Below are 17,143 nucleotides of genomic sequence, written 5' to 3'. Positions count from 1 at the left end.
CCGCGTCAGCCGGCCGCGTCGGCCGCTTCGACGTCGGCCACCAAGGCCCGCCTGAACATCAGCCAGAGTGCCAGCCCGACGACGGCGACTCCCGCGACGACGTCCGCGACGATCAGCGTGTTCTGGGCGCCGTCGAAGGCCGAGGGCGCCGCGTCGGTGTAGTGGACGAGGCTGACCAGACCGCTGACGGAGTAGAGCGCGGTGAGGGCGACCGCCGGCCACCAGCGCTGCCGGCGGTAGGCCACGTAGCCCGCCACACCGAACGCCGTGAAGAGGAGCCAGCCCACGACGATCAGGATCGGCTCCTGGATCGGGCTGTCGGGGTTGAGGGCGTACCGGTCGAATCGGACGTAGTTGTCGGTGTAGTGGACGACCGACACGACGAACGCCGTCAGCAGGATGACGTGGAGCACCCATCCGGCGGTCCGGGCGGAGGAGTCCTTCGCGCTCCCCTGAGCTCCCGCCGCGGCGAGGTGGGATCGCGGCCGTGCCTCTGGCCGTGCGTGTGACATCTCGGACCCCCGTCCGATCGATTTGATAGATCGCTCTAGAGAACGTTAGCTATCGTCGTGAAGGCACGCAATGGCGGACGGAAGGGGACGGCGTGACGGTCACCACCAAGCAGCGGATCGTGGACGCGGGGGCCGAGCTCTTCCGGCGGCAGGGATACGCCGGGACCGGCGTGAAACAGATCGTGGCGACGGCGAACGCGCCGTTCGGGTCGCTGTACCACTTCTTCCCGGGCGGGAAGGTCCAGCTCGGCGAGGAGGTCATCCGCACCTCCGGCGCGATGTACCTCCAGCTCGTCGCGGCGATCTTCGACCCCGCACCCGACGTGGTCACCGCGACCGGCGACTTCTTCCGCGGCGCGGCGCAGACCCTCGTCGACACCGACTACGCCGACGCCTGCCCGATCGCGACGGTCGCCCTGGAGGTCGCGAGCACGAACGACGCGCTCCGCCAGGCGACCGCCGACGTCTTCGAGAGCTGGATCGTGGCCGTGGGCGAACGCTTCGAGGCCGCCGGCATGTCCGCCGACACCGCCCGCGCCACCGCGATCTGCCTGGTCAGCCTGATCGAGGGCGCGTTCGTCCTGTGCCGTTCGGCTCGGAGTACCGAACCGCTACGCGTCGCCGGCGAGGCCGGGATGGCACTCGTCCGCGCGGCCCTGCCGGCGTAGGACGCGAGCCGGCCCGGACGCGGGCGCCGCGACGTCCGGGCGTGTGCCCTAGGAGTCCTCGCCGAGCAGGCGGGGCAGGTCCCGCATGTCGGCGAAAAGCGTGGTGCCGGGGCCTTCGAGCCGCTCGGCGGGGATCAGGTCGCCCCCGACGTAGCCGAAGACCGTCATTCCGGCCGCACGAGCCGCGAGAACGCCGTACTCGCTGTCCTCGACCACCGCGCACTCGCGCGGTTCGACGCCGAGCGTCGCGGCGGCATGCAGGAAGAGGTCGGGCGCGGGCTTGCCGTGGGCGACCTCGCTGGCGCTGAAGATGCGGCCCTCGAAGCGCTCGTAGAGGCCGGTGAGCCCGAGAGTGAAGCGCATCTTGTCGTGACTGCCGCTGGAGGCGACGCAGGTCAGCCCGGCGATCCGGTCGAGCGCCTCGCCGATGCCGTCGACGGGACGGAGTTCGGCGGCGAGCACCTCGCGGTAGCGGGCCGCGAACTTCGCGTCGGTCTCGGGCGGGATCGCACGACCGATGTGGGCCGCGAGCTCGCCCATCATGTACTCCGTCGTACGGCCGACGAAGCGCCGGGCGATCTCCTCCGCGGACAGCGGCCAGCCGAGCTCGGCGAAGAGCTCCACGTCGACCCGCAGGGCGAGGGGCTCACTGTCGACGAGGACGCCGTCGCAGTCGAAGATCACGAGTTTGTAGGTCGAGGCCACGTCGAGCACCCTAAGCGGTCCACGGCCAGGCCGAGCAGTCCCCCACGATCCAGGGCGATTACCCCTCCCCGTTTGGTTGAAGCTTCAACCAAATGAGTGGTACGTTGCCGGTAGGGACGCGGCCGGACGGGCCGCCCGGCCCATGGAGGTTCCGATGCCGATCACCCGCCTGAACCACGCGGTCCTGTACGTCCGGGACGTCGAGCGCAGCGTCGCCTTCTACGGCGACGTGCTCGGCTTCCGCCGGGTCGACATGACCCCGGAAGATTTCACCGGAGCGGCGTTCCTGCAGGCCGCGGGCTCCAGGAACGACCACGACCTCGGCCTGTTCGCGATCGGCGAGCACGCCCGCCCCAGCGAGGCCGGACGGACCACGGTCGGGCTCTACCACCTCGCGTGGGAGGTCGACACCCTCGCCGAGTTGGAGGCGATCCAGGACCGCCTCGTCGCCGCCGGTGCGCTCGCGGGCGCGAGTGACCACAGCACCAGCAAGAGCCTGTACGGCCAGGACCCGGACGGCATCGAGTTCGAGGTGGCGTGGTTCGTGCCCCTCGACCAGCTCGACGAGGAGACACTCCAGGGCCGCAAGGGCATCCGTCGGCTCGACCTCGCCCGGGAGAAGGAGCGCTACGGCGCGAGCACGCTCGGCGCGAGTTCGACCACTTCCGCCGGCTGACCGGCGCGGCGGCGGTCTTCCCACCACACGTCCGGTCTACCGGGGCGGATCCGTCGGCCGGCGCCGGGTGAAGTGTGCCAGGCCCAGGACGACAGCCACCGCGAGCAGGATCGGTGCGGTCACGACCAGCGCGGCCGCGGGCTGCAGTGGTTCGAGGAGGACCACCGACAGGACCACCACACCCACCAGGGCCACGGCGAAGATCGGGGTGAGCGTACGCACCCAGCCGGCGAGGCTCGCGGAAGTCGTTCCCACGCCCCCGCGCTCCCAGCCGGTGTCGTTCATCAGGGTCTCCGCCAGCTCCAGGAACGCCAGATAGGCCAGGCCCAGGAGACCCATCAGCGCCGCCGTCGGCACCGGAAGTCGGCCGCTGTCGGCGGCGAACATCGCCCCCAGCGCGACCAGGCCCAGCCCGACCGGCACCAGCGCGGCCAGGGCACGCTCGACGAGGCCGAGCAGACCCACCAGGACGGCGAGGGTCGCCGGGATCCCCACCCAGCCCCGCGAGTCGGCCGGCAGCACCCAGATCGTCACCAGGGCCAGGGCGAGACCGCACGCGCCGGCGAAGAGCCCCGCGGTCCGTGGTCCGACCCTCATCGCCCTCATCGGGCACCGCCGAGCAGCGGCTCGAGCCGAACGCGTTCCAGCGGGATGCCGTACTCCTCGTCCCAGGGCAGCACGGTCACCCCCATCTCCTCCAGGCCGTGCAGGAGGACCTCCCGGTCCAACCGCCAGATCCGGACGGCGAGCTGCGCGTCGCGTTCGCGGCCCGGCTCGGGTTCGCTGGTGAGGACGTCGACCACGACGACGGGGTGGCCCCGCTCGCGCAGGTTGCGGACGGCCTCCACGGCCCGCGGGTCGATCAGGGGTGTGAAGACGAACGCCAGGGCGCCCGGAGGCAGGGCCTGCGGTGGCAGGTAGGCCAGCTCGGGTTCGAGGAACCTGTCGTCGAGGCGGGAGGACAGCAGCGTCTCGACGATCCGGTAGTACTGCCGGGCGCCGACGTCGGGCGCCAGCCAGCGCAGGGCGCCGCCGAGGGTGACGACGCCCACCCGGTCGGCGTAACGGAGGTAGGCCTGCACCACGGTCGCCGCGCCCCGGACCCCGAGGTCGAGGCTGGACCGGCCGAACGGTCCGACGTCGACGGTGGTGTCGACGACCGCGACCACGTCCGCCGCGCGCTCCGCGGCGTACTCGTTGACGTACAGCTCCCCGCGTCGGGTACTGACCGGCCAGTTGACCCGGCGTACGGCGTCACCGGGCGCGAACGACCGGATTCCGGCGAACTCGATGCCGTGCCCGGTCCGGCGGGCGACGTGGCTGCCGACCCGGGCCAGCAGCGCGGGGGGTACGGCGACCTCGCGGGCGGCGGAGGGCGGCGGGAAGACGGTCAGCTCGGACAGGGTGAGCTCGGCCGTTCCGACGTGCCCCCAGCCACGCGTACGCAGCCGCAGGTGCAGCGGGCCGACCCGCCAGCGTCCCCAGCGCTCCGCGCGGACCGTCCAGGTGTGCGACAGCGCCCGGACCGCGAAGGCCCGCCGGGCCTGGTCCCCGTCGATGACGAACGTCGCGGGAAGTGCGAGGTCGAGCCCGATCTCCCCGAGTTCGGTGTCGGCGGCGACCGAGACGGAGACCTCCACCCCGTCGTCCTCGAAGCTGCGCAGCTCCGACACCGAGGCCTCCACCCGCACGGTGGCCGGGCGGGGCTGGCGTACGGCGAGGACGACGGCGAGCAGGCAGGGCGCCGCCACCAGGACCGGCTCGGCCCGGGCCGACACGATCGCCGCCACGAGCAGGAGGACACCGAAGACCGCCAGCCGGATGCACATCCGGCTCAACCGCCAGTGGGGGGTCACCTCGAGCTTGGCCCGCGGCATACCGACCCAGCCGGACTGCCTGGCCAGGGTCGGCTGCCGAGCCGGCTCCGACGAGCTGGGCTCGCCGGCCGAGGCTGGTTCCGGGGGCTGGTCGCCGGTGGCCGGACTCATCGGGAGGCGCCGGTCCGGTCGAAGATCCGGGTCGTGGGCGTCGGGACCTGGGCCAGCAGTTCCCCGATCACGTCGTCGCCGGTCACCCGGCGCACCCACAGCTCAGGTCGCAACACCAGCCGGTGCCCGAGCGCGGCCCTGGCCACCAGCTTCACGTCCTCGGGGGTGACGTAGTCGCGGCCGGCGAGCACGGCGGCTCCGCGAGCCAGCTGGGTCACCGCCAGGGTGCCGCGCGGGCTGGCGCCGACCTGCGCCTTCGGGTGCTCGCGGGTGGCGCGGACCAGGGCGACGACGTACTGCAGCACGTCGTCGTGCACCTCCACCTGCTCCAGCGCACCGCACATGGCGAGCAGCTCGCTCGGGTCGACCACCTGCGAGACCTGCGGTGGCGCGCCTCCCCGGTCGAGGCGGCGGCGAACCATGTCGGCCTCCAGCTCGGCGGTCAGGTAGCCGAGCCGGGTCCGCAACACGAACCGGTCGAGCTGCGCCTCCGGCAGCGGGTAGGTGCCTTCGTACTCGATCGGGTTCTCCGTCGCGAGCACCACGAACGGCACCGGCAGCGGCCGGGTCACCCCGTCGGCGGAGACCTGGCGTTCCTCCATCGCCTCCAGCAGGGCGGCCTGGGTCTTGGGTGGGGTCCGGTTGATCTCGTCGGCCAGCAGCAACTGGGTGAAGACCGGCCCCTCACGGAAGGCGAACTCGCCCGTCTTCTGGTGGTAGATCGACGCGCCGGTGAGGTCCTGGGGCAGCAGGTCGGGGGTGAACTGCACCCGCGTGAAGGTCAGGCCGAGCACCTTGGCGAACGACCGCGCGAGCAGCGTCTTGCCCAGCCCGGGGAGGTCCTCGAGCAGTACGTGTCCACCGGCCAGGATCCCGAGCAGGACGAGCGTGAGGGGTTCGCGTTTGCCGACGATCACCCGCTCCATCTCGTCCAGAACCGCGACCGCCCGCTTCTGGGCTCGCTCCGGCGTCCACGTCGTCTCGGTCATGAGGTCCTTTCCGCTCCGCCGGACTCGGGCCCGGCCGGCGTGTGGTCGGTACGGCTCGCGGGTGATCGCAGCCGTTCCAGTGAGGTGACCAGTCGGTCCAGCTCAGAGAGGGTGAGGCCAGGCGCCGAGCGGTCGGTGGAGGGGCGCTGGCCGGGCGCGAGCAATCGCCACGCCTCCTCCCCGAGCAGTGGGCGGGCGGCCTCGGGGTTGCGGGTGAGGTCGATGCCGTGGCCGTCGACGAGGCGGACCGTCGCGGCCTGGAGCAGCCGTTCGCGCAGGCCGAAGTCGAAGTCGCGTCGCGAGAACCTCGCCCAGCCGAGGTCGGCCGCGATCCGGTCGTACGTCGGGAAGCGCGCGTCGCGCACCGCGCCGCGTCGGCGGCGGAGCAGCGCCGGTAGCCGGTTCAGCCAGGACGACAGGGGGCGGCGCCGGACCCGGGCGGGCCCCTGGAGCTGGAGCAGCAGGTGGATGAGTTCGTTGATCGCGAGCACGGTCAGTCCGAGCAGCAGCCCGGCGAACCGCTGGGTGGCGGTGGCGATGAGAAGCAGGATGAACAGCAGCAGCCGGAGTTGGCTCACCCCCGCGCCTCCGCGTCCGGATCCAGGATCGTCGCCATCCGCAGTTCGCCCTCCAGCCGACCGAGCGCGTCGACCGCCCGGTCGCGCAGCGTCGACTCGACGTCACGCCGGCTGAAGCGGGCCTGCCGGAAGAGGTCGGTGAGTTCGCTCGCCGCGGCTGCCCCGGTCGGGCTGAGCAGGCCGGCTCGCCCGGCTCGCTCGAGCAGGTCGCCCGCCGTGTCGGAGGGGGAGCGTCGGAGTCCGGTCTCCGCGAGCGCTCGTTCCATCGCGGTGTAGGCACCGATCACGGCCGCCCTGGGCTCGTCGATGTCGGCGAGCGCGGCGCGGCCGGCGACCACGACGGCGTGCATCTCCGCGAGCGAGGGCTCCTCGACGCCGACGCCTTCCTCGGGGACGGCCCGCCGGGACACGAACACCAGGGCGAGGGCCGCCATCCCGATCACGAAGCCGGCGATGATCGCGATCGGCCAGTTCCAGGCGGCCGGTGAGCCGGTGGTCACCTGGTCGCCGGGGATGGGCGGCGGCACTCCGCCCGGGACGGGAGTGAGCGAGGGCAGGGGCTGCGGCGGGGGCCCGCTGTTGAGTGCGTCGCCGATCTGGCGGTGGTAGGCGAGGAGCACAAGGACCACGGCGAACATCACGATGCCCGTGATGGCCATGCCGAGCCCGCCGCTGCGCTGCCGTCGGCGTACGAAGGCGAGCGGAGTCCTCGAGGTGATCCCGAAGAGGAACAGGGCCAGCCCGAGGCCGACCAGCACACCGATCACCGGGATGACGGTGCCGGCCGAGACCGGCTCGGTGTCGAGGGGAACCCGCTCCTGCCAGGCCAGGCCCAGGGCCCCCAGGGCCAGCAGTCCGAGCACGATGGCGACCGTGCCCGCCGTGCCGTAGTGGCTCAACGTCCTGCGTTCACGCACGGTCGCCCCTCTCTCCCCCGGGCGCGCCTTGGCGGTCACACTATGCCGCTCCGAGGCCATGGACACTGGCTCGCCGATAGCGATTTGACAACGAAATGGGCTATTAGCGACGGATCGTGGCAAATGCCTCAGTAGTCGATCACAGAGCGTGACAGTCGTCCGGAGGCGGTCATGCTCGGGATCGGCGCATGAATGTCGCCGATCTCACACAAGCTCAACGTGTCGCCCGTGGCAAGAGCGCCCGGGACACCGGACCAAAAAGGGCCGGTCAGCGCCGACCACGACTGGTCGACACCCCGGCCCGGGAGCGACGGGCCCGGTCATCCGGGCTCGCGCCTGAGACGAATGTGGCGGCTTGACCCCGGTTGGGTCAAGCCGCCACGTTCGTCGCGTGTTCAGTTCGTCCGAAGGCCTTGCAGCCGCCCCTCAGCGGCTCTCGGCTCCGCCGCGCTGTTCGGGGAGGACCCCCGCCAACAGCGCGCGCACCTCGGACTCACGGTAACGCCGGTGTCCCCCAAGTGTCCGGATCGAGCTGAGCTTGCCTGCCTTTGCCCACCGGGTCACTGTCTTGGGGTCGACCCGGAACATGGCCGCGACCTCTGCCGGCGTCAGCAGAGACTCGGTCTCCGGCGTACGTGTCGTCATGAGCGGCCTCCTCCACGAGAAGCGGACATGTAGTCCGTCCCGCACCCTCCATGGTGCATCGAATCCCTCAACGAAGTAAGGAGCAACAAACGGACAAAGCACCCCATATCTGGTCACGCCACGTCATTTATCCCCCACGTGACGTAATGGTGCTAGTCCACCCCTTTCTTCACGTGACTCACCGTAACCCGTGTCCAGGGGTTCCGCCCAGTTTTTCCAGAATTTCCCGGACCTGTTCCGGTGTTTCACGATGCGCGCTCCTTCACGCGCAGCTCCCACCACCGCTTCCGTAGTCGGTGGTAGATCGTTATCGCCTCCTCATCGTCACCCTGAGCCACCGCATGGAGTGCGGCAGTCACATCGCTGGCGGAACGATCCGCAGCCAACGTATCCGGATCCATCAGGTGAACCAGGCCGCCATAGTCGAGTTCCACCCATCCGTGGGGGTGGAACGACTCGATCCAGCGGCCGAGCGTCCGGAGTGGCTCGAGCTCCCATTCGGGGCGTTGCCGGCTCAGCAGCCGGTGGGCCCGCCCGAGGCGGCGGCGCGCCTCCACCATCGGCGTGCGGTACCGGAGCTCCACGGGATCCATCCCGATACTGCGGTCCTCATCACTAAAGATGACGAACCAAGCCAGCGGAACGTGCCAGCGCGCCGTCAGGATGTGCGGTTCGGCGTCCGGCGGGCACGCTTCGTCCTGCAGTGCACCGAAATCCACGCGGTCCAACCCACCCGCGGGCAGCAGCACCTGCAGCACGTGCTCAGGCAACGACGTCATCAGATCACCAAGTGCCTGGCGGACCCGAAGGGCGGATTCGTCCGGACACAGCAGGAGGTTGCCCTCCACCTCCATGGAGTAAGCGCGGCGCGCCGCCGACACAGCTCCGGGCGGCATCGCGGGCAGCAGCGCCGCCAACGACTCACGCTGCTCGACCACTGCCAAAAACCCTGTTTTCGGGTGTTCGGGCACACATACCTCTGCCTCCCACGACGTCCGCTCACGCGCCGGAAAGGCGGGGAGCGGCTCATAAACCCGCAGGTAGCAGCAGTACGGCGGCACAACCGAAGTCCGCATGCTCCCATCGTGCACCCCTCTAGCCGTTCGCGGCACCTGTCCAGTCAGATCCAGAGGAGGCGTTATCGCTCTATGGTGGAGCCGGACGCCTGCGCCACCCCTGCGGGCACGCTTGAACGAGGAGTCACCACAGTGACCGAGTTCTTCGGCCGGAGTCCCGGCCATGAGCAGCTTGTGTATTGCACCGACGAGCCGAGCGGGCTCAAGGCGATCATCGCCATCTCCTCCACCGCGCTCGGACCGGCGCTCGGAGGTACCCGGTTCCACCCGTACGCGACCGAGGACGACGCGCTCGCCGACGTTCTCAACCTCTCCACCGCGATGGCCTACAAGGCCGCGCTCGCCGGACTCGACCTCGGCGGTGGCAAGGCGGTGATCATCGGAGACCCGGACCGGGACAAGACCGAGGCGCTTCTGCGTGCTTACGGCCGGTTCGTCCAGTCCCTCGGCGGCCGCTACATCACCGCGTGCGACGTCGGCACCTACGCACCCGACATGGACGTGATCGCCCGGGAGTGCGACCACGTCACCGGCCGGACCGTCGAGAACGGCGGGGCGGGCGACTCCTCGATCCTCACCGCCTTCGGCATCTTCCAGGGCATGCGCGCCTGCGCCGAGCGTCGCTGGGGCGACCCGACGCTGCGCGGCCGCCGGGTCGGCATCGCCGGCGTCGGGAAGGTGGGGCGGCACCTGGTCGCGCACGCCCTCGAGGACGGAGCCGAGGTCGTGGTGACCGACGTCTCCGAACACGCCGTCGAGCAGGTACGCCGCGACCACCCCGAGGTCGACGTACTGGCCGACCCGGGAGCGCTGATCGGCGCCGACATCGACCTCTACTCACCCTGCGCGCTCGGCGGCGCCCTGGACGACACGACGGTTCCGCTGCTGCGGGCGTCCATCGTCTGCGGTGGTGCCAACAACCAGCTGGCCCACCGCGGCATCGAGAAGATGCTGGAGGACCGCGGGATCCTCTACGCGCCCGACTACCTCGTCAACGCGGGCGGACTGATCCAGGTGGCCGACGAGCTCCGCGGCTTCGACTTCGAACGGGCCAAGGCCCGCGCCGCCCGGATCTTCGACACGACGCGCAAGGTGCTCGCGCTGGCCGCGGAGGAAGGCGTCCCACCGGTCGTCGCAGCCGACCGGCTGGCCGAACGCCGGATGGCCGAGGTGGGCCGGCTCCGCCACCTCTGGCTCAGCCACTGACCGCCGGGGCACCCCGCGTCCACGATGGCGGTGACGCCACCCGCCAGGTCCGGACACGCGGACGCCGCGGCCGGATGGCGCCGGCCGCGGCGTCCGCGTGGAGATCGTTGACGACCGCCCGAAGCCGGGCCGGTGCCGACCTCAGGAGCGGCCGGCGGCCCACTTGGCTGCGTTGCGCAGGATGTGGCGGACGTCGTCGCGGTAGTACGTCGGGTTCTCCTCGTGTCCGGGCCGGAAGTAGAAGATCCGGCCGAGGCCGACGGTGTAGGTGAGGCCGGACCGGAACTCGTGCCCGCCCGGGAAGGTGGAGTGGAACACCACCGTGTCGGGCTTGCCGGCGCCGAACTCCTCGTCGTACATCTCCTCCGGGTCGATGGAGAAGTCGCTGACCCCGGCGGCGATCGGGTGGTCGGGCGCGAGGACCTTGACCTCCTCGGGCCCGGCCTCGTGCTTGACCCCGCCGATCCGGCCGTCGTCACCGATGAGCCGGGTGAAGGGCTTGGCCATGTGCGAGGAGTGCAGTGCGAGGAAGCCCATGCCGCGCTCCTTGACGTGGCGTTCGATCCGGTCCACCGTCTCGTCGCGGACCATGCGGTGCAGGAGGTGGCCCCACCACGCCAGAACGTCGGTGTTGGCGAGGACCTCCTCCGACACGCCCTGGTCGGGGTCGACCAGTTCGGCCGTGCTCACCTCGAAGATCGGGTCCTGGCGCAGGCCGTCGGCGACGACGCCGTTGATGTCGTTCGGGTACATCGCCTTCGGCGCGGTGTGCTCGGACCAGACGAGGACGCGGATCTTTCCCTGCTCGCTCACGTTTCCTCCAAAGAGGTGGGTCTGCGGTTTCGCCAGCCCTGGTGACCGCGAGATCGGACGCCGAGACGCCGGTGTGTCGGTCGCGGAACGTCGCGGTGGTGCGGGGATCAGCTCCCGGGGCTGAAGTCGGGGTCGGTCGGAGGTAGAGGTCGGTCGTAGAGGCCGGAGTAGGCCCGAGCCGGCCACTCAGGCCAGCGGGCCCGGCGGACACAGGCCTCGCGTGGTGTCCGGGTCGATCTCGCCCAGGAAGATCTCGGAGTCGCGGGTGGGCTCGTAGCCGAGGTCGGCCTGGGCGTTGGAGGTGTCCCACTCGCGGCGGGTGTTGGCCGAGATCCCGTGGTAGACGCCGAACGCGACGCGGGCGGTGTCGGCCTCGATCGCGGCGACGACGAGTTGGCGCAGGTCCTCCGGCGCGATCCAGGAGGGCAGGGAGCCGACCGCCACGGGTCGCTTCTGCACACCACCGAAGCGCAGGCACACCACCGACAGCCCGGTGCGGTAGGTGTAGGTGCGGCCGATCGCCTCGGCGAACGCCTTCGTCGCGCCGTAGACGCAGCAGGGGCTGGGCGGCCACGCCGGGTCGACCGGATGCTGCTCCCGCTGGACGTAGGCGCCCATCGCGTGGACGGAGCTCGCGAGGATGACCCGGCGGACACCGGCCGCCTGGGCCGCGTCCAGCACGGTCTCGACCACCTCGATGTTGGGCACCCGAAGCTGCGCCCAGGACGAGGGCGCGGCCGGGTTGCCGGCCAGGTGCACGACGGTGTCGACGTCCTTGACCAGACCCTCGGTGAACGCGCGGTCGGCGAGATCGCCGGTGCGGACCTCGGTGGACAGCGCCTCGCCGGCCAGATGGGAGAGCTCGCTCTCCCGCTCGGGCAGGTCCGTCAGCCGGAGTGCGTACTCACTCAGCCCGGGGAGCAGGAACTGCCCGACGCTGCCCGCCGCACCGGTGAGGAGCACTGTCCGCTGGACCATCTGCGCCGTCCCGTCCTGGTCGCCCGCCATGCTGGGTAATCGCATTCCTATCGCACCACGTCGGCCGGCTTCGAAGCGATTCCGCCGTATGGACCGGCTTGCCCGATCCCGGACTCGGTCACACCGACTTCCCGAAATCGACTTCTCTGCGCGTTTGATCCCATACGGACTGTCGCGGAAACGGCCCCCGCAAGGGCCTACCGGGGCGATTTCGGGCGTCCCGACTCAGGGATCCCGGGCCGCGTCGGACCTTTGACCCGGATCTGGACCGACCCCAGGTGCGAGATCCGGCCAGCTGCCGGTACCGTTGACCTACGAGCAGATGAGACCGTGAGCCCGAGGGCACACGTGCATAACGTGTTGCCCCGGTTTATGTTGTGCGAGGGGGTCGACCCATGGGGCGCGGCCGTGCTAAGGCCAAGCAGACGAAGGTCGCCCGGGAGCTGAAGTACCGCACCCACGACACCGACCTCGAGGCGCTGCAGCGAGAGCTGTCGGGTCGTGACGGCACGAACGGCGACGTTCGAGCCGAGCAGGACGACCCCGACGAGCCAGACGAAGACGGGGCCGATGAGGGTCATCGCATCGCACGTCGCCGCTAACCACGGTTGACATGATCGCGGTCAGCTCTGTCCGTAGCTGCCCGCGAGATGCGCGGATTCCTCACCTGCGAGCACTTTCCCGGCGATCCAAGCGTGGATGCCGCGGGCGGCGAGAAGGCCGACCGCGGCATCAGCGTCTGCGGGATTCACCAGAGCGACCATGCCAACACCCATGTTGAGCGTGCGCTCGAGTTCAAGCTGTTCCACACCACCCCACTCACCGACCAGGGTGAAGATCCGCGGGGGCGTCCACGTCGACCGGTCGAGTTCCAACTCCAGGCCGGCCGGCAGTACGCGGGCGACGTTCGCGGCCAGCCCACCACCGGTGATGTGGGACATCGCGTGCACGTCCACGCCACGGGCGAGGGCGAGGCAGTCCTTGGCGTACACCCGGGTGGGCTCGAGGAGCTCCTCACCGAGGGTGCGACCAAGGTCGTCGACATGCTCGTCCAGGGTGCGTCCGGCCTCCCGGACGACGTGGCGGACGAGCACGAACCCGTTCGAGTGCAGTCCCGACGAGGCCATCGCCACGGCCACGTCGCCGGGCCGTACCCGGTCGGCGCCGAGCACGTCGTCGGCCTCGACGACCCCGGTGGTCGCGCCGGCGAGGTCGTACTCCCCCGGCTGCAGCAGTCCGGGGTGCTCCGCGGTCTCGCCACCGACCAGGGCACACCCGGCCTGGACGCATCCCTCGGCGATCCCCTTGACGATCGCGGCGATGCGTTCGGGCACCACCTTGCCGCAGGCGATGTAGTCGGTCAGGAACAGCGGCTCGGCTCCACAGACCACCAGGTCGTCGACCAGCATGCCCACGAGGTCGAGGCCGATCGTGTCGTGCTTGTCGAGGGCCTGCGCGATCGCGACCTTCGTACCGACCCCGTCCGTGGACGTCGCCAGCAGCGGCCGGCGGTAGTCGCGCAGGGCGGAGGCGTCGAACAGCCCGGCGAACCCGCCGACGCCGCCCACGACCTCCGGGCGCCGCGTCTTCTCGACCCACTCGCGCATCAGCCCGACGGCCCGGTCACCCGCCTCGATGTCGACCCCCGCCTGGGCGTAGGACGTACGCCGGTCGCCGGGCGTGGCGCTGGACTCGGGCATTGCTGGGGATCCTTTCTCAGGGAGCGGCAGGGTGCGCCGCGGGTCCGGGCGTCGACGGGGACGGTCTGGCACCTTCGGAATCTCGATCAGATGCTCGCCACGTGGACGCCTCGCGTCGTCAGCGGCCCGGGGCCACGACCTCGAGCTGGTACTTGCCCAGGCGGGCGGAGTCGGGGACCTCGACGGGGTAGCTGCCGTCGAAGCAGGCCCGGCACAGGCGATCGGCGGGCACCTCGCTCGCCTCGGTCAGCTCCTCGAGGGAGATGAAGCCGAGCGAGTCGGCGCCGATCGACGCGCAGATCTCCTCGACGCTCTGCTCGGCGGCGATGAGTTCGGACGGGGAGGCGAAGTCGATGCCGTAGAAGCAGGGCCACTTGACCGGCGGGCTCGCGATCCGGACGTGGACCTCGCTGGCACCCGCGTCGCGCAGCATCCGCACCAGGGCGCGCTGGGTGTTGCCCCGGACGATGGAGTCGTCCACCATCACGAGGCGCTTGCCCTCGATCACCTCACGCAGCGGGTTGTACTTCAACCGGATGCCGAGTTGGCGCAGTGTCTGGCTGGGCTGGATGAACGTGCGGCCGACGTAGCTGTTCTTGACCAGGCCGTGGCCGTAGGGGATGCCACTCGCCTCGGCGTACCCGATGGCGGCGGGAGTCGCCGACTCGGGCACCGGGATGACGAGATCGGCTTCCACCGGGAAGTCGCGGGCCAGCCGACGGCCGACCTCGACCCGGCTCTCGTGCACCGAGCGGCCGGAGATCCGGGCGTCGGGCCGGGAGAGGTAGACGAACTCGAAGAGGCAACCCTTCTGACGCTCGACCGCGAACCGGCGGGACCGGATCCCGTCGCCGTCCAGGGCGACGATCTCGCCCGGCGCGACGTCGCGCAGGAAGGTGGCGCCCACGATGTCGAGGGCGGCCTTCTCGCTCGCGACGACCCAGCCGCCGTCGGCGAGCTCGCCGATCACCAGTGGGCGGATGCCCTGAGGGTCACGGCCGGCGTACAGCGTGTTCTCGTCCATGAAGACCAGGGAGAACGCGCCCCGCAACTCGGGGAAGACCTCGGCGGCCGCGTCCAGCAGGGACAGGTCCGGATAGGTCGCCAGCAGGCGGGTGATCAGGTCGGTGTCGTTCGTGGCGCCCTTGTCACCGGGCGATTCGGCTCGATCGATCTCGGCCGACCGCTTCGCGACGAGTTCGAGGAGATCGCCGCTGTTGGTGAGGTTGCCGTTGTGTCCGAGAGCGACGCTGCCACTACCGATGGATCGGAAGGTCGGCTGTGCGTTCTCCCAGACACTGGCGCCCGTCGTGGAGTAGCGACAGTGGCCGATCGCCAGGTGCCCGGTGAGCGACTCGAGAATCGTCTCGTCGAACACCTGGGAGACCAGGCCCATGTCCTTGTATACGAGGATCTGGCGCCCGTTACTCACCGCGATGCCAGCTGACTCCTGGCCACGGTGTTGTAGGGCGTAGAGCCCAAAATAGGTAAGCTTCGCGACCTCCTCCCGAGGAGCCCAGACTCCGAAGACGCCACACGCGTCCTTGGGGCCCTTGTCGTCGGGGTGGAGGTCAAAGGAGAGCAGTCCATCGCCGCCCGGCACGGTTCGAGTGTAACCACGGCCGGAACGAGGCCGTCGGGCGGACACCTTCCGCCCAGATCGACCCAGGCCCTACCAGGCCTCCCGAAGCGCTGGCCGGAGCCCGGTCGCCGGCCTTCGCCGGCGTCCCGGCCGGCCGCGGAACACCCGTTCACCCGTCGGCCCGGACCGGCCGGGCAGGCCCTAACCTGACCCGATGGCACAGCCCCTGGACTCCTCGGCGACCACCCAGGTCCCGACCCCTGGCGTGGACACCCGTGGCGTGGACACCGCGACCGGGCGACACACGGTCCTGCCGGCCACCGCCGACGCGCTGCTGCGGCGGATCGCCAAGGAGCAGGCCACGAGCCGGGTCCCCGCCGTGACGGCCGGCGTCGTCCGCGACGGCGCCCTGGCGTGGAGCGGTGGTCGAGGTCGCGTCGGTGACGCCCGGCCGGACGCCAACACGCAGTCCCGGCTCGGGTCGATCAGCAAGACGTTCACCGCGGTGCTGGTGGCCAGGCTTCGCGACGAGGGTCGGCTGGACTTCGCCGATCCACTCGACCGGCACGTTCCGGGCACCCCGCTCGGTGACCGCACTCTGGCGCAGTTGCTCTCGCACCTGTCGGGAGCCCAGGCGGAGTCCGACGGGCAGTGGTGGGAGCGCACCCCGGGCGCGGGCTGGGACGGCCTGGCGGCGACGTTCAACGCCGAGACCGCGCGGCACCGGGCCGGTCGGCGCTTCCACTACTCCAACCTCGGCTTCGCCGTCCTGGGCGAGGTCGTCGCCCGCCTTCGCGGGCGGTCCTGGTGGGAGGTGCTGCGCGCGGAGGTGCTCGAGCCGCTGGAGATGCGGCGTACGACCTACCACCCGGAGGCGCCGCACGCGTCCGGCTTCGCGGTGCACCCGTGGGCCGACGTGGTGCTCCCAGAACCCACACACGACGCGGGCGCGATGGCGCCGGCCGGCCAGCTCTGGTCGACGATCACCGACCAGGCCCGGTGGGCGGCGTTCGTCGCCGGGGACACCGGAGGCGTGCTCGACCCCGACACCCTCGCGGAGATGCGGGAGCCGAACGCGGTGGAACGCGCGCCGCAGTGGACGGCCGGCTACGGCCTGGGCTGGCAGGTCCTGCGCGCGGGCCGGCGGACCCTGGTGGGGCACGGCGGCTCCATGCCGGGCTTCCTGGCGGGGCTGTACGTCGACGTGGAGGAGAAGGTCGGCGCCGTCTGCCTGGCCAACACCACCTCCGGGATGGGGCCGTTCACCCTCGGCGCCGACCTGATCGACATCCTGCTGGACCGCGAGCCCTCGCCGGCTCCGGAATGGACGCCGGCCAGCGCCCTGCCCGAGGGCACCCTCGACCTGGTGGGGCCGTGGTACTGGGGTCCGTCGCCCTCGGTGATGCGAGCACGACAGGACGGTCTCCTCGAGCTCACTCCGTTCGGCAACGGTGGACGAGCGTCGAGGTTCCGCCCGAACGGCGACGGGACCTGGACCGGACTGGACGGCTACTACGCGGGTGAGACGCTGCGCGCCGAACGCGGGCCATCGGGTGAGGTCACCCACCTGAACCTCGCGACGTTCATCTACACCCGGGAGCCCTACGACGACGCCGCGCCGATTCCCGGCGGGGTCGACACGGCGGGCTGGACCGGAACGTCGGAGTCCCGCCCGCGGGGCGCCCACTAGGACACGACCCGGACATGCGGCACCCCGGACATGGGATGTCCGGGGTGGATCCGCCAGCTAGTGCCGTCTCGGGTGGCGAGGCGCCAACTGGTGCTCGCGGGTCAGGGTCGTGCGGGCCCGCGAGCACATGGCCGTGAGTGCCGCCGCCCGCCGGCCCTCAGGGTCTTCGTCACCGTCGGACTCGCCTGGTTCGGCGAACGCACCGATGGCCCGCATCAGGATCGTCCACTGCGGATGGGGCACCACGCCTTCGAGTTCGGCCATTCCGTCAGCGCGAGTCTCGGTGGTGACATAGCGTGCGAGGATTGCCGTGCCGGCAAGTGCGAGGGCTTGGAGACCGGCATGGCCGAGGGCGATCGGGTCGATCTCGTCGAGCTTTCCTGACGCCGCCGCGCGAGAGGTATTCGAAAGCATGTTCGA

19 protein-coding genes are annotated in these 17,143 nt (G+C 70.9%); 5 read left to right on the top strand and 14 right to left on the bottom strand.

Annotation, left to right across the window (positions count from 1 at the left end; genetic code table 11):
- Positions 1-5: 5 nt before the first annotated feature.
- The gene (locus HEB94_RS10580; protein WP_192749732.1) at positions 6-512 is read right to left on the bottom strand and encodes a hypothetical protein; all 507 of its coding nucleotides are present in this window, start codon (positions 510-512) and stop codon (positions 6-8) included.
- Between the two features lie 92 nt (positions 513-604).
- Between HEB94_RS10580 and HEB94_RS10575 the strand changes: the two genes are divergently transcribed.
- Entirely contained in the window at positions 605-1,180 is a 576-nt protein-coding gene (locus tag HEB94_RS10575) for a TetR/AcrR family transcriptional regulator (RefSeq protein ID WP_337917592.1), read from the top strand.
- A 48-nt stretch (positions 1,181-1,228) separates the two neighbouring features.
- Here the strand turns inward: HEB94_RS10575 and HEB94_RS10570 are convergent, their stop codons facing one another.
- Positions 1,229-1,885, bottom strand: coding sequence for an HAD-IA family hydrolase (locus HEB94_RS10570; RefSeq protein WP_192749731.1), 657 nt, complete (start codon positions 1,883-1,885; stop codon positions 1,229-1,231).
- Positions 1,886-2,039: 154 nt separating this feature from the next.
- Here HEB94_RS10570 and HEB94_RS10565 point away from each other — a divergent pair, with 154 nt between their 5' ends.
- Positions 2,040-2,561: a VOC family protein gene (locus HEB94_RS10565; RefSeq protein ID WP_192749730.1), complete on the top strand. Its 522-nt coding sequence runs from the start codon at positions 2,040-2,042 to the stop codon at positions 2,559-2,561.
- A gap of 36 nt (positions 2,562-2,597) precedes the next feature.
- Here HEB94_RS10565 and HEB94_RS10560 read toward each other — a convergent pair whose 3' ends face one another.
- The 7 genes from HEB94_RS10560 to HEB94_RS10530 form a co-directional block, all read right to left on the bottom strand.
- Entirely contained in the window at positions 2,598-3,158 is a 561-nt protein-coding gene (locus tag HEB94_RS10560; protein WP_192749729.1) for a hypothetical protein, read from the bottom strand.
- A 5-nt stretch (positions 3,159-3,163) separates the two neighbouring features.
- Entirely contained in the window at positions 3,164-4,549 is a 1,386-nt protein-coding gene (locus HEB94_RS10555) for a DUF58 domain-containing protein (protein ID WP_192749728.1), read from the bottom strand.
- Positions 4,546-5,538 carry an AAA family ATPase gene (locus HEB94_RS10550; protein ID WP_192749727.1) on the bottom strand — a complete coding sequence of 331 codons (993 nt, stop codon included), beginning with the start codon at positions 5,536-5,538 and terminating at the stop codon, positions 4,546-4,548. Before HEB94_RS10550 ends, HEB94_RS10555 begins: the two co-directional genes overlap by 4 nt.
- Positions 5,535-6,116: a hypothetical protein gene (locus tag HEB94_RS10545; protein WP_192749726.1), complete on the bottom strand. Its 582-nt coding sequence runs from the start codon at positions 6,114-6,116 to the stop codon at positions 5,535-5,537. Before HEB94_RS10545 ends, HEB94_RS10550 begins: the two co-directional genes overlap by 4 nt.
- Positions 6,113-7,033 (bottom strand): DUF4129 domain-containing protein, encoded by a 921-nt coding sequence (locus HEB94_RS53450; protein ID WP_192749725.1) that lies wholly within the window; start codon positions 7,031-7,033, stop codon positions 6,113-6,115. The genes HEB94_RS10545 and HEB94_RS53450 overlap by 4 nt, the downstream gene beginning before the upstream one ends.
- Positions 7,034-7,459: 426 nt before the next feature.
- Positions 7,460-7,678 (bottom strand): BldC family transcriptional regulator, encoded by a 219-nt coding sequence (locus HEB94_RS10535; protein WP_092651690.1) that lies wholly within the window; start codon positions 7,676-7,678, stop codon positions 7,460-7,462.
- 245 nt (positions 7,679-7,923) lie between these two features.
- Positions 7,924-8,754, bottom strand: coding sequence for a DUF8083 family protein (locus HEB94_RS10530; protein WP_192749724.1), 831 nt, complete (start codon positions 8,752-8,754; stop codon positions 7,924-7,926).
- Positions 8,755-8,886: 132 nt separating this feature from the next.
- Here HEB94_RS10530 and HEB94_RS10525 point away from each other — a divergent pair, with 132 nt between their 5' ends.
- A complete protein-coding gene (locus tag HEB94_RS10525) occupies positions 8,887-9,960 on the top strand; it encodes a Glu/Leu/Phe/Val family dehydrogenase (RefSeq protein WP_337917590.1) in 1,074 nt (357 codons plus the stop codon).
- Between the two features lie 141 nt (positions 9,961-10,101).
- Here HEB94_RS10525 and HEB94_RS10520 read toward each other — a convergent pair whose 3' ends face one another.
- Both HEB94_RS10520 and HEB94_RS10515 read right to left on the bottom strand, forming a co-directional pair.
- Positions 10,102-10,773, bottom strand: a complete 672-nt coding sequence (locus HEB94_RS10520; protein ID WP_192749722.1) for a ThuA domain-containing protein — start codon at positions 10,771-10,773, stop codon at positions 10,102-10,104.
- A gap of 186 nt (positions 10,774-10,959) precedes the next feature.
- Positions 10,960-11,796 carry an NAD-dependent epimerase/dehydratase family protein gene (locus tag HEB94_RS10515; protein WP_192749721.1) on the bottom strand — a complete coding sequence of 279 codons (837 nt, stop codon included), beginning with the start codon at positions 11,794-11,796 and terminating at the stop codon, positions 10,960-10,962.
- A gap of 350 nt (positions 11,797-12,146) precedes the next feature.
- On the opposite strand from HEB94_RS10515, the gene HEB94_RS10510 reads away from it, so the two are divergent.
- Entirely contained in the window at positions 12,147-12,353 is a 207-nt protein-coding gene (locus HEB94_RS10510; protein ID WP_192749720.1) for a DUF3073 domain-containing protein, read from the top strand.
- A 21-nt stretch (positions 12,354-12,374) separates the two neighbouring features.
- Here the strand turns inward: HEB94_RS10510 and purM are convergent, their stop codons facing one another.
- Together purM and purF are read right to left on the bottom strand one after the other, a co-directional pair.
- Complete coding sequence (gene purM, locus HEB94_RS10505; protein ID WP_192749719.1) at positions 12,375-13,451, bottom strand: phosphoribosylformylglycinamidine cyclo-ligase; 1,077 nt, start codon at positions 13,449-13,451, stop codon at positions 12,375-12,377.
- 118 nt (positions 13,452-13,569) lie between these two features.
- Entirely contained in the window at positions 13,570-15,054 is a 1,485-nt protein-coding gene (gene purF / locus HEB94_RS10500) for an amidophosphoribosyltransferase (protein ID WP_192749718.1), read from the bottom strand.
- Between the two features lie 193 nt (positions 15,055-15,247).
- Here purF and HEB94_RS10495 point away from each other — a divergent pair, with 193 nt between their 5' ends.
- Positions 15,248-16,723 (top strand): serine hydrolase domain-containing protein, encoded by a 1,476-nt coding sequence (locus HEB94_RS10495; protein WP_192749717.1) that lies wholly within the window; start codon positions 15,248-15,250, stop codon positions 16,721-16,723.
- Positions 16,724-16,780: 57 nt separating this feature from the next.
- On the opposite strand, the gene HEB94_RS10490 is transcribed toward HEB94_RS10495, so the two are convergent.
- A complete protein-coding gene (locus HEB94_RS10490; RefSeq protein ID WP_192749716.1) occupies positions 16,781-17,137 on the bottom strand; it encodes a hypothetical protein in 357 nt (118 codons plus the stop codon).
- Positions 17,138-17,143: the final 6 nt, after the last annotated feature.

Origin of the sequence: Actinopolymorpha pittospori, from assembly GCF_014873875.1 — a bacterium.
Taxonomy (GTDB): Bacteria; Actinomycetota; Actinomycetes; order Propionibacteriales; family Actinopolymorphaceae; genus Actinopolymorpha; species Actinopolymorpha pittospori.
Note: the sequence above shows the minus strand (reverse complement) of the source record. Positions and strands in the feature narration are given on the sequence as shown.